We start from the raw sequence: 14,666 nt of genomic DNA on the forward strand, positions 1-14,666 counted from the left end.
TTGGCATTGATGAGAAGCTGGGTGGAGAGCGCGAACTCTGCCGATTGTCCGTTTCCCCTGAACAACCTGCCATATGGCGTGTTCTCGGTCGGTGATAGCGACGAAGGGCGGTGCGGCGTGGCGGTCGGCGAGATGATCCTCGACATGACGCGGCTTGAGGAAGACGGGCATATCTCACTCGGTGAGCATCCGGTGTTCGACTGCGAAAGCTGGAACGATTTCATGGAGTTGGGGGCCGACGTCTGGGCCGAGTTCCGGGTCTGGCTGATCGAGTCGCTGGGTGAAGGCTCGGAGAAGGCCGTGACCTTCGCGGACTACCTCGTGGCGCAGACGGACGCGACCATGCACCTGCCGCTCGAGGTGATGGAATACACCGATTTCTACGCGGGCAAGAACCACGCGTTCAACGTCGGTTCGTTGTTTCGCGGGCCGGAGAATGCGCTGCCGCCGAACTGGCTGTCGATCCCCATCGGCTATAACGGGCGCGCGTCCTCGGTCGTCGTTTCTGGCACCGATGTGCGTCGCCCGCTGGGCCAGTTGAAGGGCCCGAACGATGATCTGCCGCGTTTCGGCGCCTCGCAGCGCTTCGATCTGGAGCTTGAGTTCGGCGCCATCGTGGGCCGGGCCTCGGACGACATGATTTCGGTGCAACAGGCCGACGACGCGATCTTCGGCTACGTGATCCTGAACGACTGGTCGGCGCGCGACATTCAGGCGTGGGAATACCAGCCGCTCGGGCCATTTCAGGCCAAGGCGACCGCGACGACGATTTCCCCGTGGATCGTGACCAAGGCGGCGTTGGAGCCGTTCCGCACCTCGACCCCGGAGCGGGAGCGCGAACTGCTGCCTTACCTGCGCGAACCCGGCCCCATGTCCTATGACATCGCGCTCGAGGTCGCGCTGGCCCCCGAGGGTAAGGCCGCGACCACGATCAGCCGGACCAATTACGACCAGCTTTACTATTCCGCCGCGCAGCAGCTCTGCCACCACACGACGAGCGGCTGCCCGATGAACGTGGGCGACCTGCTCGGCTCCGGCACGATTTCGGGGCCGACGAAAGACAGCCGCGGGTCGCTTCTGGAGTTGAGCTGGAGCGGGCAGGAGCCTGTGAAGCTGGACACGGGCGAGGAGCGCAGCTTCCTCGAAGACGGAGATACGCTGACCCTGCGCGCCAATGCGCGGGGCGAAGGATACACGATCGGGTTCGGCGATTGCGTGGGTAAAGTATTGCCCGCGAACGATATTCCCGACTGGGCGAAGGAGTAAGACATGGCCAAGGCATTCGCGTCGCAAGGCGACATGGAAGAAAAGAAGATCAGCTTCACGCAAGTGGGCGAGGGGCTTTATGCCTTCACCGCCGAGGGTGATCCGAACACCGGCGTCATCATCGGGGACGACAGCGTCATGATCGTCGAGGCGCAGGCGACGCCGCGTCTGGCCCGCAAGGTGATAGACTGCGTGCGCTCGGTGACCGACAAGCCGATCAGCCATCTGGTGCTGACGCATTATCACGCCGTGCGTGTGCTGGGGGCCTCGGCCTATGGCGCGCGTGAGATCATCATGACCGACACCACCCGCGCGCAGGTCGTCGAGCGCGGGCAGGAGGATTGGGATAGCGAATTCGGCCGCTTCCCACGTCTTTTCCAGGGCCACGAAGAGATCCCCGGCCTGACCTGGCCGACCACCACCTTCAAAGACAAGATGACCGTTTATCTGGGCAGCCGGAAGGTCGAGATCATGCATCTGGGCCGCGCCCACACGGCGGGCGACGCGGTGATCTATGTGCCGGATCAGAACGTCATGTTCACCGGCGACATCGTCGAATATCACTCGGCCTGCTATTGCGGTGACGGGCATCTGGCCGACTGGCCCGCGACGCTCGACGCGATCCGGGCCTATGACCTCGACGCCATCGCGCCGGGGCGGGGTGATGCGCTCGTTGGGCGCGAGATGGTGAATGCCGCGCTCGATAACACCGCCGAATTCGTGACCTCGACCTTCAAGCCTGCCCTGAAGGTGGCCGCACGGGGCGGGACGCTCAAGGAAACGTGGGATGCGATCCGCGCCGAATGCGACCCGAAATTCGCGGACTACGCGATCTATGAGCATTGCCTGCCGTTCAACGTGGGCCGCGCCTATGACGAAGCGCGCGGCATCGACACGCCCCGCATCTGGACCGCCGAGCGCGATCAGCAGATGTGGAACGATCTTCAGGGCGACTGATGGCCTTTGTGAACCCATGGATCAGCTTCGCGCTGAACAACGCCTATGCGAACCGGGTGCTCTACGGGGCACTCGGCGAGCTTGATAGCGACGCTTTCACCGCGCCGCGTCCGGGGTTTTTCGGCAGTCTCGCGGCGACGATGAACCACATCTACGAGGTGGATCTTTACTACCTCGACGCGCTGGAAGAGGGCGGGCTGGGCCTGACCGTCTATGATCGCGATCCGGTGGAGGATGTGGCGGCGCTCGGCCAGCTTCAGGCCGAGGCCGACATGCGGTTCGCGAGCTTCTGTTCCAAACTGGACGAAGCGGCGCTTACGCGGGAGGTGACGACTCACCGCCCCGAAGGCGCGCGGTTGGAGGCGGTGGGGGCGATCCTGCCGCATCTCGTTCAGCATCAGGTGCATCACCGGGGGCAGGCGCATGTGCAACTGTCCCACGCCGGGATCGAACCGCCGCAACTGGACGAATTCTTTCTGGATTACGACCGTGCCGAAATGGCGCAGGCCTATCACGGGTGATGGCCTGACCGTCAATATCGTTGCAAGTGCAATGAATTGAGATTATGGTCCGCGAGACTACGGAGGAGGTGACCATGAACGCGATTTTCGAAACGCCGCTCTACCCTTACACGCGCCACGCGGATCAGGACGCCGAAACGCCCGTCCGCCGTAAGGTGGTGATCGTGGGGGCCGGGCCCGTTGGGCTCGCCATGGCGCTCGATCTGGCCCAGCAGGGGATCGAGGCGGTCATCCTCGACGACAACGACAAGGTGTCCTTCGGCTCCCGCGCGATCTGTTTCGCCAAGCGGCCGCTGGAGATTCTCGACCGTCTCGGCGCGGGCAAACCGATGGTCGACAAGGGCGTGGTCTGGAACTTGGGCAAGGTCTTTTTCGACGAACGCAAGGTCTATGACTTCAACCTCCTGCCGGAGGAGGGGCACCAGTTCCCGGCCTTCATCAACCTTCAGCAATATTACTTCGAGCAATTCCTCGTGGATCGCCTGCGCGAGATCGAGGCCGAGGGCGCGCCGGTCGAATTGCGGGGCGGGAGCCGGGTGTCGTCGGTCGAGGACAAGGGCGACCATGTGGCCCTGACCGTCGAGACGCCCGAGGGGCCATACCCACTCGAAGCCGACTGGCTTATCGCCTGCGACGGGGCGGGGTCGCCCGTGCGTTCGATGATGGGGCTGGATTTCGTGGGCCGGGTGTTCGAGGACAACTTCCTGATCGCCGACGTGGTGATGGAGGCCGACTTTCCGACCGAACGCTGGTTCTGGTTCGATCCGCCCTTCAACCGGGGGCAGTCCGCGCTACTGCACAAGCAGCCCGACGGGGTGTGGCGGATCGACCTGCAACTGGGCTGGGACATCGACAATGAAGAAGAGAAAAAGCCCGAGAACGTGATCCCGCGGCTCAAGGCGATGCTGGGCGACGATGTGGACTTCGAGCTGGAGTGGGTGTCGATCTACACGTTCCAGTGCCGCCGGATGGAGGAGTTCCGTCATGGCCGGGTGCTTTTCGCAGGCGACAGCGCGCATCAGGTGTCGCCTTTCGGGGCGCGGGGCGCGAATTCCGGGCTTCAGGATGTCGACAACCTTGGCTGGAAACTGAAGCTGGTGATCGACGGGACCGCGCCCGAAAGCTTCCTCGACACCTATGATGTCGAACGGGTGCAGGGCGCGGACGAGAACATCCTGAATTCCTCGCGCTCCACCGATTTCATCACGCCCAAGTCCGAAACCAGCCGGATCTTCCGGGATGCCGTGCTGGACCTGTCCGAACATTACGAATTCGCGCGGCCCTTGGTGAATTCCGGGCGCCTGTCGGTGCCTTGCGTGCACGATGGATCGCCCTTGAACGGCGTCGATGCCCTGCCGGGCGGCCCCGCCCGCACGCGTCCGGGCGCGCCTTGCCCGGATGCGCCGGTCGGAAACGGCTATCTGCTCGCCAAACTCGGCGGTCGGTTCACGCTTCTGACATACGAGGCAGACGCGCCGGACACCGTTACGGCAGGTCCGATCACAGCGCATCGCGTGGCGCTAACCGCCGAAGACGACACCACCGGCGCGATCCGCGAACGTTTCGTGGGGACGGGCGGTTCAGCCGTCTACCTGATCCGACCCGACCAGCATGTCGTCGCCCGGTGGGACGCCTTCGATCCGGCAGCGGTGGCCGAAGCGTTGAAACGCGCCAGCGGACAGGAGGTGTGACGATGGCCGATCTGACACTGACCCCGAACATCCCCGGTGGCGATGACTTCTACGCCGATCTCCTCGCCGCGCATGAGAGGCTGACGAAAGAGCAAAGCGATGCCTTCAACGCCCGTCTGATCCTCATCCTCGCCAACCACATCGGCGACCGCGAGGCGCTGTCGCAGGCTTTGGACGCGGCGAAGGCCAAGGCCTGATCAGCCGGTCTGCATTCGGATATAGACGGCCAGAGCGACGACGAGCACCAGCGAGCTGTATCCCAGCGCGACCAGAACGCCATCGCGCGCGAAAAGGCCGAAGGCGAACAGCCCGATCGGCACGCCCATCAGCGGCGTCGCGATGGGAATCGCGCCGATCACGAGCAGCGACAGGCCCGACACCATCAGGATCAGCGAGATCAGGACCATCGAGGCGCGACCGCGCGACAACAGCTCCCACCGGATACGCAGCCGGTGACGCAGCCATTCCGCGCCGGGCCTGATCCGCTCGACCAGACCGCGCACCCGGTCGGCGGGCAGTTCGCGTTTCCCGATGAATTCGGGCAGGAACACGCCCTCGCGCTTGGTAATCATCTGAAGGCCGACGATGGCGACCAGCAGGCCGAGCGCGCCGCCGATACCGGGGATAAGTCCCGTGGGCAGCACCATGAACACGGCCGCGACCAGCAGCAGGGGCGCGTGACCCTGCGCGCCGATGGTGCGCGCGATGAGGTCGAGCGAGATGCGCTCGCGCCCCTCGGTCAGTGCGATCAGGCGGTCGACCAGCACGGGCATCGCGTCCGGCCCCTCGAGCCTGCGCCGCTTGCGCCGCCGATGGCGGCTCGGGCGTTTGGCCTGACCGGAATCCAGATGTGGTTGTGTCCGGGTCGCGGACACGGTCATCCGACGGACGGGCCGCCCAAGCGGGTCCGGGGTCGTTATGGGATCGGTCCCCGGGTCCGAGGCGGCCGGGATCGTCGGGCGAAACATCTGGGTCAGTCCTTGGTCGCTATGGGGCAGAAACGACGATGGGGCCGGTTTCGTTCCGTCCGGTCCGACGCGCCGAGGTTTGCCGGGAACGGTTTCGCCTGATAAGGGACGCGCTCAGACTTGGATGACGACCATGACCACCTCTTCGCCCGACCTCTCCCGCGCCGCGCGCCTGTCCGTCGCGCCGATGATGGACTGGACCGACAGCCATTGCCGCGTGTTCCACCGGATGATGAGCCGCGAGACGCTGCTTTATACCGAGATGGTGACGGCGCCCGCGCTGGTGCGGGGCGGGGCCACGCATCTGCTGGATTTCGACCCCTCGGAGCATCCTGTCGCGTTGCAACTGGGCGGCTCTGACCCGGAGGAACTGGCCGAGGCGACCCGCATGGCGGTGGATCGCGGGTATGACGAGGTGAACCTGAACGTCGGCTGCCCGTCGGACCGGGTTCAGTCGGGCACCTTCGGCGCGGTGCTGATGAAAGACCCGGACCTCGTCGCGCGCTGCACGGCGGCGATGATCCGCGCGGCAGGCCCGGTCGAGGTCACGGTGAAATGCCGGATCGGCGTCGACGATCAGGACGCGGAAGCGGTGCTGCCCGATTTCCTCGACCGCGTCTCGGACGCCGGGGTGCGCCGGTTCACGATCCACGCCCGCAAGGCTTGGCTGCAAGGTCTGAGCCCCAAGGAAAACCGCGATATTCCGCCGCTCGACTACCCGCTGGTCCACCGGATGAAGGCCGAGCGGCCCGACCTGCACCTGTCGATCAACGGCGGTATCACGTCAATGGATCAGGCCCGCGAACATCTGGCAGCCGGGATGGACGGGGTGATGATCGGGCGGGCGGCCTATCAGCAGCCGGCCGATATCCTCCTGAGTGCCGACAGCCGCATATTCGGCGCCGCGGACCCGATGCGCGATCCGGGTGAGGTCGCGTTGGCCATGATCCCGCATATCGAGCGGCACCTGTCGAACGGCGGCAAGCTTTCGCAGGTCACGCGCCATATGCTCGGCCTGTTCGCAGGCCGTCCGGGCGCGCGCCACTGGCGGCGTGTTCTGTCCGAAAACGCCCACAGGCCCGACGCCGATGCGCGACTGATCGAGGAGGCGATGGCGGAACTGGCCTGACCGCCCCTCAGCTTCTGAGGCCGGTTTCCTCCAACAGCCCCATGCGCTTGGCTTCGTAGTAATACCCACGGGCATACCAGCCCATCGCGCCGTCGATGTCGCCACCGGAGACGAGATAAGCGCCGCGCAGGTACTTGCCCGCGTATTTCAGGTTCACATCGGCTTTCAGAAGATCCGAAGCCGGGCCACGATGCCCCATGGTGCGCGCCGTCTGCGGGTGGATCTGGAGCAGGCCGTAGTAGGGGCCATTGCGGGCCGCCGGATTATGCGTGCTCTCACGGATTGCCTGCCGGTGGATCAGTTCGCGGGGGATTTCGTAGTGGTCGGCCCATTTGTTGATGAGCGCGCGCAGTTCAGGCGTTTCGTTCGGGTAGAGCGGCGGGTTGAAGCCCTTTCGGCTGCCGCGCGACATCGTGCCGGCGGTAATCCCGACCTGCGCACAACCCGCCAAGGCCATGAGGCCAAGACCAAGGGCCGCGCGGCGCGTGAAACTGTGCATGGTCGTCTCCGAATGTCCCGTCCGGAACAATGCGACGATTCCCCAAGCGGTGAAAGCGACCCCGCGAAAATGCCGCGATGACAGCGGTTTGGCGCCTACCTGATCGACACGGGCAGGCGGGTGAAGCCCCGAAATCGCGCGAGCGGCAGCCGTTCCCGTTCTCCGGCCTGCGCGAGGCGGGGGAACCGTGACACCAGCTTGCCGATGGCGATGCGCCCCTCGATCCGGGCAAGCGTCGCGCCGAGGCAGACGTGGATGCCGGTGATGAAGGCGATCTGGCGATTGGGTTTGCGGCCAAGGTCCACGCGGTCGGGGTCGTCGAACTGCGCGGGGTCGCGGTTCGCCGCCGCGATGGAGGTGTGCACATAGGTGCCCTTGGGCAGCACGCGATCCGTCAGTTCGATGTCGTCGCCCGCCAGCCGGTTCCCGATCTGAAGCGGGCTTTCCACGCGCAGGAATTCCTCGACCGCCGTGGTGATGAGGTCGGGGTCGTCGATCAGGCGGCGATGCTCGCCGGGGTAGTCCAGAAGCGTGCCGACCGCGTTCCCGACAAGCGAGGTGGTCGTCTCATGCCCGGCGTTCAGAAGGAAGATGCAGTTCTGGATCAGCTCGTCCTGGCTCAGGCGCACGCCGTCGTGTTCGCCGAAGATCAGGGCCTCCAGCACCTCGCCCTGCGCGGCGCCGTCGGGGTTGGCGCGGCGGCGGTCGATCAGGTCGTTCAACACCGCTGAAAACTCGGTCACGGCGGCATTGCCCGCATCCAGCCGCTCCTGCGGGACCACTGGGTCAAGCGCGCCCAGAATGGCCAGCGAGTAGCCGCGCAACTGAGGCCGGATGTCCTCGGGCACGCCCAGCATGAACGAGATGATCTCGGTCGGCAGCACCTTGGCGAAATCGTCGATCATGTCGAAGCTGCCCATATCCTCGACCCGGTCCAGAAGCCGATCCACGATCCGGTCGATCAGGGGGTCGAACTCGGCCAGTTTGCGGGGGGTGAAGGCTCCGGCGAGCAGTTTGCGCACCACGGTATGCTTGGGCGGATCGTTGAAGACGAGCGAGGTGGTGTGGTGGGTGTGAAGCGGGCATTTCCCGAACTTCTTGCCGAATTCCACGGTCTTGTCCGACAGCATGTCGCGGCTTTGATAGACCTTCTGCACATCGGCATATCGCGTCAGAAAAACCGACCCGTCAGCGTTTTCATGCACCGGGCTTTCGCGGCGCAGACGAGCGAGCGTGGGGTAGGGGTCGTCGATGAAATCGCGGCCGATTTCGTTGATGTCGAACCGCAGGTCTGCGCCGTCCATGCCCGTCTCCTCCTCTGGTCCGGCGACCCTACGCGCGGGGCCACGGCCGGGCAAGGCGACTTAGCGGGCGAGCGAACGAACGATCACGGCGGACAATTCGCGCAACGCCGCGCTCGACGCGGCGGCGATGGTGCCGGGTTTGGTATCGGCCAGCGGGACCGAGACGGCGAAGGGTTCGATCCGTTCGCGCACCACGTAGCCATAGGACGAAATCGCGAACTGGCCGCGCAGATCGAAGCTCCCGCTGGCGCTCGCGACCATTTCGGACACGCGAACATGCACGGCGGCCTGCGGCGGGCTTTCCAGCGGCCAAGGCTCGGCGGCGGTCGTCGCGGTCGAGGTGCGCCCGATCTGGTCCACCAGAAGTTGCGTGATCGCGCGGCCGGGATCATCGGCCCAGAGCGCGTTTTTCACCGGCGACAGCGCCCCGTTGCCATCCTCGACCATGATCTCGGCATCCTCGGCATAGGTGGGGAGCGATACGTCCATCACTTCGAGCGTCCCGGCCTTGACGCGGGTCTTGGCGGCCTCGTCCACCGGGGCCCGGTCCAGCAGATAGCGCGGGCCATTGCTGCCACAGGCCGCCAGAAGCACGAGAACGAGGGGGAGAAGCCGATACATATACCTACCGTCCGAAGAGGATTGAGTTGGGATTGCGCTCGAGCGCACGGGCGAGTTTCGACAACGCCTCGGCAGCATTCTGGATCTCGCGCAGCGAATTGAGCGTTTCGCGGTTGAAGTTGGAATTGGTGCCGTAGCTTGCCACGACCGACCGGGTTTCGTTCACGAGAAGGTCGATCCGGTTCGCGATCTCGGGCAGCGATCCGGCGGCTTCCTCGACGGCTTCGGCGGCGTCTCCCGCCGAGGCGAGCGTGGCGTTGATATTCTCGACCGCGCCACCTTCGCGCAGGTCCGCCAGCGCCCCGCGTGCCTCGTCCAGCGCCGCCGTCAGGCTGGCGGGCAGGTCGCGGGTGGCATCGCTGTCGATCAGCCGGTCCGCGCTTTCCACGAGTTCACGCGCCGAGGTCAGGAATTCGTTCAGTTCCAGTTTGTTGGCCTTGTCGGTCAGCGCCTGCAACCGTTTGATAAGCTCCGTCACCTCGTCGGCCGCGCCGCTCACGTCGCCCGCGAAGGCCGTGACCGAATTGGCGGCATCGTCGACCGATTTGAAAGCCGAAAGAACCTGATCGACCGCGCCGGCCTGTTCCATCGTCGAGATGATGGTGCGCAGATCGCTGACGGCCGCGTTGATCTCGCCCGGCAGCGCCTGAATGTCCTCGCTCCCCACCAGCCCGCGCGCGTCGTCCAGCAGCGACACGAGCGCATCCGGCGCCTCGCGCAAGCCCTCGTCCGCCGCGAAGGTTTCGATGGCCGCCATGGTGGCGATGGCCTGATCCAGAACCTCCTCGACCGGAAGGTTGTCGATCCGGGCCAGAAGGCCCTCGGCCGTTGCGCCGAGGTTCGGCAGTTCCGACTGGACCGACGGGATCTGCGGCGGCAGGTCGGGCAGAAGGACGAGCGCGGCAGGCTCGGCCTCGGGCACGCGCACCAGTTCGACCACCAGCGCCTGACTGAACAGGCTCTGGAATCCAAGCCGCGCGCGCAGCCCTTCGCGCACCGCTTCGGACAGGAAGTCGATCACCGTCGTCTCTTCCACATCGTCGTCACCCAGACCAAGCCGGCTGGGGTCGATCGACAGGGTGGCCCGCAGCCGCACCTCGCGCCCGTTGTCGCCTTCGCGCACGATGGCGTTGATGGCCGAGACCGAGCCGATCCGCACGCCGCGCAGGTTCACGGGCGACCCGGCGGACAGGCCACTGACCGAATCCTTGAATTCGACCACGAGTTCGACCGCGTTTTCGAACGGGTTCGAGAAGGCGCTCGACCGCGCGGCATCCTCGCTTTCGTAAAGTTCGAACACCTGACCCTCGGTCACCGGCACACCGCCGGAAAAAACCGTGTCAAACGACAGACCGCCGCGCACGAGGTTGGCGAGAGAGCCCACCGACAGGTCCAGACCGCCGGTGCCCAAGCTGAGGGAAAAGCCGGAGGTCAGCCAGAACCGCGTCGCCGAGTTCAGAAGCTCGTTGTAGGGTTCTTCGATGAAGGCGTCGAACACCACGCCGTCGCGGGTGAACAGAAGCTCGGGCTGCTCGATCCGCCCGACCTCGATCCCCTTGTGAAAGATCGGCGCGCCTGCGGTCAGTTGGGCCGCGTCGTCGGTGCGCAGGGTGATCGTGGTGCCCGCCGTGCCGGGGGCGACGAGCGGGGCCTGCTTCAGCCCCACGAACCGTTCCGCCTGCGCGCCCGGAGACGGCTCGAACGCCGCCTCGATATAAACGCCGGACAAGACGGTGGTGAGGCCGGTCACGCCGGAGGTCGAGACCTCGGGCCGCACGACCCAGAACCGCGCATTCTCGGGCAGCGAATCGGCGATGGTGCGGTCCACACGCACCGTGACCACGATAGACGAGAGATCGGCCACGAATCCGACGCGTTCGACCGACCCGATGACCACGTCGCGGTAGCGCACCGTGGTTTCGTCGGCGACGACACCGCTTGCGTTTTCGAACACGATTTCAATGGGCCGCCCGCGATCCGCCCATGTTTTCCACGCCACGCCAAGCGTCACGGCAAGGGCGGCAAGCGGCACGAGCCAGACCCACGACAGGTTCCGCCACGCCGAACGGGTCCGGGTCTCAATCTCGAGGTCGGAGGGTCCGCGATCACTCATATTGGGGTTGTTGCTCACTCATCATCTATATTTGGTGTCCCAAATCAGCCTTGGGTCGAAACTCAACGCTGAAATCATGGTAAATGCAACCGACAAGGCGAAACTGATCGCCGCAATGCCGGGGCGGATGGTCGCTGCGAAATCGAGCGTCACCAAGGACGCCAGAATGGCCACGACGAAGACGTCGATCATCGACCACCGGCCGATGAACTCGACGATCACGAAGGTGATATGGCGCGCGTGCGGCCCCATACGGACCTTTCGCGAAACCGCCAGCGCGAGATAGGCGATGGCGGCGAATTTGCCGATCGGGATCACGATCGAAGCGATGAACACGACCAGCGCGACGCCGTAATCGCCGTGCCGGGCCAAGTCGAGGGCGCCGCCGACGATGGTGTTGTCCGTGGTCTGGCCAAGCGTCGTCGTCCGCAGCATCGGATAGACGTTGGCGGGCACATAGACCACCAGCCCCGCGACGAGCCAGGCCCAGACCTTTTGCAGGCTCTTGCCGTCGGGCGCATGCAGGGTCGCCCCGCACCGCGCGCACCTGTCGGTTCCGGTCCGGTGGACCTTGCCGCAACTGGTGCAGCCGATCAGCCCCGCCTCGTGCGCGGTCAGGACGGGCGTCTGGCTTCGAGCGTTTTCCACACCGTGACCCTGCTCATGAAATTGTCCTTGAAGACGGTGACGATCACCAACGCGACGAAGGCCCAGAACGCCGGGCCGATGGTGATATGCGCAAGTCCCGCCACCTTGACCAGCGCCACCGCCACGCCGACCATGAATATCTCGATCATCGCCCACGGCCTGAGCGCCTCGACCAGGCGAAAGACCGGAATCGCGTGTTTCAGGGGCGCCCAGCCGAAGGCCATCGGCGCCAGCACGTAAACCAGCGACACGAAGCGCACGAGCGGCAGAAACACGATCAGCGCTCCCATCAGCAAGGTGAGCGGCGCGGTCAGCCCGCCCGAAAAGGCGGCGATGGTGTCAAGCAGCGTCGTATGGCGCATCATCCCGGCGGCCTGAAGTTCTAGAAACGGAAAGAACAGCGCCGCGAACAGCAGAATGAGCGCCGCAAACGACAACATGATGATCCGCGTCATGGCGAGCGGCCGCGGCGCCTCGATCACCGTATGGCACCGGGGGCAGGCCGCAATCTCGTTCGCCGCCACGTTCCGGTCGTTCAACAGCATGTCGCAGGACGGACAGGCCAGAAGGCCCTCCAGATCCTCGAACTGAGACTCAGGGTGTGACACGGCAGACATGCGGTTACCCTGACGGGTTTTGCCGGGGATGAAAAGTTACCCTTGGGGCGAGGTCGCAATTGTGAACGCCGGAGGCGGATGGTGGACTGGCGATGGGATGGGGACGGAGCGCGGCGAGATATGCCTCGGCGCGGCAAGGCAGGTCGCCAAAAGTCTGAGATATCAGGGATTTTTGGCTCCGGCGGTAGGGATCGAACCTACGACCAATTGATTAACAGTCAACTGCTCTACCGCTGAGCTACGCCGGAACACGGGGGCGCATATAGCAACGGTGTTTTGGCCCGTCCAGAGGAAATCGTCACAAAATTTTCGTCTTACGTCAGCGTGAACATCGCGCTCGGGGACAGGGTCGGGGTGGCCGTGACCTTTTGGCGGGTCCACAGGTCGATGAGGTGGGCGAAGACGTTGCGTTCGGCGGCGGGGAGGAGCGCGGGGGGCGTGTCGGTGTAGATCGCGCGAGTGAGCGTCTCGGGTGTGGCGGGTGCGGTGGCGAGCTGGGCCAGAATGCTCGCTTCGCGACCCTTGCGGTGCTCGATAAGCCAGCGCAGGCGCGCTTTCGGGTCGTCGATGGCCGGGCCGTGGGCCGGGTAGTGTATGCGCGCATCGCGGGCCATAAGGCGTTCGCAGGACGCCATGAACGCCGTCAGGTCGCCGTCGGGCGGCGAGACCAGCGACGAAGCCCAGGCCATGACGTGATCGCCGACGAGGATGACGTCGCCCACGGCGAAACTCAGGTGGTTCGAGAAATGGCCGGGGGTCCAGATCGCCTCGACCGTCAGACCGCTGCCGATGTCGAGCCTGTCGCCATCCGCCATCTCTTCGTCGGGCACGAAATCCGCGTCCACGCCTTCGCCGCCCGATGTCATCCCCTGCGCCACGAGGTCGGCCATGACCTGCGACCGTCCGGCGAGCGACGTGCCGAACGCGATCACCGGCGCCCCTGTCGCCTGCGACAGACCGCGCGCGAGTGGCGAGTGATCGACGTGGCTGTGGGTGACGAGAATTCGGGCCACGCGTTCGCCGGGCGCGAGACCGCCGAGAATCGCCTCCAGATGCGCCGCATGGTCGGGACCGGGGTCGACCACCGTGACATCGCCTTCCCCGAGGACGAAGGTGTTGGTGCCCCTATAGGTCATGGGCGACGGGTTCGGGGCGATGATCCGGCGCAGACCGGGTTCCATCACTTCCATCACCCCGTGGGCGGGCATATCGGCGGGCGTTTCCATGCCGGGCACGAAACCCCGCAACCCGCCGTTTGGCAAGGCCCGGATGCCCGAACCCGGTTCGCGATGGCCGCGCCGGGCAGGGTGGAGTCCAGAACAGGCGGACAAGCCTCGCGGGGGAAACTTAGGTGTTGACCTAATTAAGATACCGAATTTAGTTAGGCATATGCCTAATCAAAGCCGCTCCATCGAATCGTCCTTCGCCGCGCTGTCCGATCCCACGCGTCTGGCCGTGATCGCGCGGCTCTGTGCGGGGCCGGCGACGGTTTCCGACCTCGCGCGGCCCTTCGACATGGCGCTGCCGTCCTTCACCCAGCACCTCGGCGTGCTGGAAAAGGCGGGTCTCATCACCTCGCGACGGAAGGGCCGGGCGCGCCACGTCTCGCTCAATGCCGAGGCGCTCAGGGCGGCGGAGGACTGGCTGGCACACGCAAGGCGGGAGTGGGAGGCGCGGTTCGACCGGTTTGAGGCGCATCTGGCCCGCACACAACAGGAGAATGAGGATGACTGAAGGTTTCGTTTCCGCGTGGCCCGCGGCCCAGCTCGACAAAGAGGTCATCGTGACCCGCGTGGTGGCCGCCGGCCTCGACCGTGCGTTCGCGGCCTGGGCCGATCCCGCGCAGATCGTGCAGTGGTTCGGGCCGGAGGGCTTCACGCTCGACACCCATGAGATCGACATTCGTCCCGGCGGGCGCTGGCGCTTCGACATGATCGCGCCGGACGGCACGGCGTTTTCCAACCGGATCACCTTTCTTCGGATCGAGCCGTCGCGGCTGATCGAGGCCGATCACGGCACCGATGCCGACGACGATCCCGACCGGTTCCGTCTGCTCGTCACATTCGACGCACAGGACAACGGCAAGACCGTCGTGACCCTGCGCCAGATGCATCCCACGCCCGAACGGCGCGGAATCGTCATCGGATTCGGGGCGGTCGAGTTCGGTGGCCAGACGCTCGACAAACTCGCGCGGCACGTCGAACGCTGAAGGGTGGAGGTGTCTGGTAGGCCCGGCAGGACTTGAACCCGCAACCAAAGCGTTATGAGCGCTCTGCTCTAACCAATTGAGCTACAGGCCCACCGTGGCGATTTGAGTAGTCGGGGCGGCGCG

At 65.3% G+C, this 14,666-nt stretch carries 16 protein-coding genes and 2 tRNA genes; 8 read left to right on the forward strand and 10 right to left on the reverse strand.

The window, feature by feature from the left end:
- The 5 genes from fahA (at window position 1) to FCT00_RS10525 (ending at window position 4,632) form a co-directional block, all read left to right on the forward strand.
- On the forward strand, window positions 1-1,266 hold the full coding sequence (gene fahA, locus FCT00_RS10505; protein WP_138422990.1) for a fumarylacetoacetase: 1,266 nt from the start codon (window positions 1-3) through the stop codon (window positions 1,264-1,266).
- Window positions 1,267-1,269: 3 nt separating this feature from the next.
- Window positions 1,270-2,223 (forward strand): MBL fold metallo-hydrolase, encoded by a 954-nt coding sequence (locus tag FCT00_RS10510; RefSeq protein WP_138422991.1) that lies wholly within the window; start codon window positions 1,270-1,272, stop codon window positions 2,221-2,223.
- The gene (locus FCT00_RS10515) at window positions 2,223-2,744 is read left to right on the forward strand and encodes a DinB family protein (RefSeq protein ID WP_138422992.1); all 522 of its coding nucleotides are present in this window, start codon (window positions 2,223-2,225) and stop codon (window positions 2,742-2,744) included. Before FCT00_RS10510 ends, FCT00_RS10515 begins: the two co-directional genes overlap by 1 nt.
- A gap of 74 nt (window positions 2,745-2,818) precedes the next feature.
- A complete protein-coding gene (locus FCT00_RS10520; protein WP_138422993.1) occupies window positions 2,819-4,435 on the forward strand; it encodes an FAD-dependent oxidoreductase in 1,617 nt (538 codons plus the stop codon).
- 2 nt (window positions 4,436-4,437) lie between these two features.
- Complete coding sequence (locus FCT00_RS10525) at window positions 4,438-4,632, forward strand: DUF2783 domain-containing protein (RefSeq protein ID WP_138422994.1); 195 nt, start codon at window positions 4,438-4,440, stop codon at window positions 4,630-4,632.
- Here the strand turns inward: FCT00_RS10525 and FCT00_RS10530 are convergent, their stop codons facing one another.
- A complete protein-coding gene (locus FCT00_RS10530) occupies window positions 4,633-5,403 on the reverse strand; it encodes an exopolysaccharide biosynthesis protein (RefSeq protein WP_138422995.1) in 771 nt (256 codons plus the stop codon). It lies immediately after the preceding gene.
- 133 nt (window positions 5,404-5,536) lie between these two features.
- Here FCT00_RS10530 and dusA point away from each other — a divergent pair, with 133 nt between their 5' ends.
- Window positions 5,537-6,532 carry a tRNA dihydrouridine(20/20a) synthase DusA gene (gene dusA / locus FCT00_RS10535; protein WP_138422996.1) on the forward strand — a complete coding sequence of 332 codons (996 nt, stop codon included), beginning with the start codon at window positions 5,537-5,539 and terminating at the stop codon, window positions 6,530-6,532.
- A gap of 7 nt (window positions 6,533-6,539) precedes the next feature.
- Here the strand turns inward: dusA and FCT00_RS10540 are convergent, their stop codons facing one another.
- The 8 genes from FCT00_RS10540 to FCT00_RS10575 form a co-directional block, all read right to left on the reverse strand.
- Window positions 6,540-7,031, reverse strand: a complete 492-nt coding sequence (locus FCT00_RS10540) for a lytic transglycosylase domain-containing protein (protein ID WP_171042960.1) — start codon at window positions 7,029-7,031, stop codon at window positions 6,540-6,542.
- A 95-nt stretch (window positions 7,032-7,126) separates the two neighbouring features.
- Window positions 7,127-8,335: a cytochrome P450 gene (locus FCT00_RS10545; protein WP_138422998.1), complete on the reverse strand. Its 1,209-nt coding sequence runs from the start codon at window positions 8,333-8,335 to the stop codon at window positions 7,127-7,129.
- 60 nt (window positions 8,336-8,395) lie between these two features.
- The gene (locus tag FCT00_RS10550; protein WP_138422999.1) at window positions 8,396-8,956 is read right to left on the reverse strand and encodes a PqiC family protein; all 561 of its coding nucleotides are present in this window, start codon (window positions 8,954-8,956) and stop codon (window positions 8,396-8,398) included.
- A 4-nt stretch (window positions 8,957-8,960) separates the two neighbouring features.
- Window positions 8,961-11,069: an MlaD family protein gene (locus FCT00_RS10555; RefSeq protein WP_138423000.1), complete on the reverse strand. Its 2,109-nt coding sequence runs from the start codon at window positions 11,067-11,069 to the stop codon at window positions 8,961-8,963.
- Between the two features lie 21 nt (window positions 11,070-11,090).
- Complete coding sequence (locus FCT00_RS10560) at window positions 11,091-11,717, reverse strand: paraquat-inducible protein A (protein ID WP_008328190.1); 627 nt, start codon at window positions 11,715-11,717, stop codon at window positions 11,091-11,093.
- Window positions 11,684-12,334, reverse strand: a complete 651-nt coding sequence (locus FCT00_RS10565) for a paraquat-inducible protein A (protein WP_008328192.1) — start codon at window positions 12,332-12,334, stop codon at window positions 11,684-11,686. Before FCT00_RS10565 ends, FCT00_RS10560 begins: the two co-directional genes overlap by 34 nt.
- A gap of 173 nt (window positions 12,335-12,507) precedes the next feature.
- Window positions 12,508-12,582, reverse strand: a tRNA-Asn gene (locus FCT00_RS10570).
- A gap of 66 nt (window positions 12,583-12,648) precedes the next feature.
- Window positions 12,649-13,560 carry an MBL fold metallo-hydrolase gene (locus FCT00_RS10575; protein ID WP_138423001.1) on the reverse strand — a complete coding sequence of 304 codons (912 nt, stop codon included), beginning with the start codon at window positions 13,558-13,560 and terminating at the stop codon, window positions 12,649-12,651.
- Between the two features lie 163 nt (window positions 13,561-13,723).
- On the opposite strand from FCT00_RS10575, the gene FCT00_RS10580 reads away from it, so the two are divergent.
- Together FCT00_RS10580 and FCT00_RS10585 are read left to right on the forward strand one after the other, a co-directional pair.
- Entirely contained in the window at window positions 13,724-14,068 is a 345-nt protein-coding gene (locus FCT00_RS10580; protein WP_138423002.1) for an ArsR/SmtB family transcription factor, read from the forward strand.
- Complete coding sequence (locus FCT00_RS10585; RefSeq protein WP_008328198.1) at window positions 14,061-14,543, forward strand: SRPBCC family protein; 483 nt, start codon at window positions 14,061-14,063, stop codon at window positions 14,541-14,543. Before FCT00_RS10580 ends, FCT00_RS10585 begins: the two co-directional genes overlap by 8 nt.
- A gap of 14 nt (window positions 14,544-14,557) precedes the next feature.
- On the opposite strand, the gene FCT00_RS10590 is transcribed toward FCT00_RS10585, so the two are convergent.
- A tRNA-Ile gene (locus tag FCT00_RS10590) sits at window positions 14,558-14,634 on the reverse strand.
- Between the last annotated feature and the right edge of the window lie 32 nt (window positions 14,635-14,666).

Origin of the sequence: Maritimibacter alexandrii, assembly GCF_005871115.1 — a bacterium.
GTDB classification, from domain to species: Bacteria; Pseudomonadota; Alphaproteobacteria; order Rhodobacterales; family Rhodobacteraceae; genus Maritimibacter; species Maritimibacter alkaliphilus.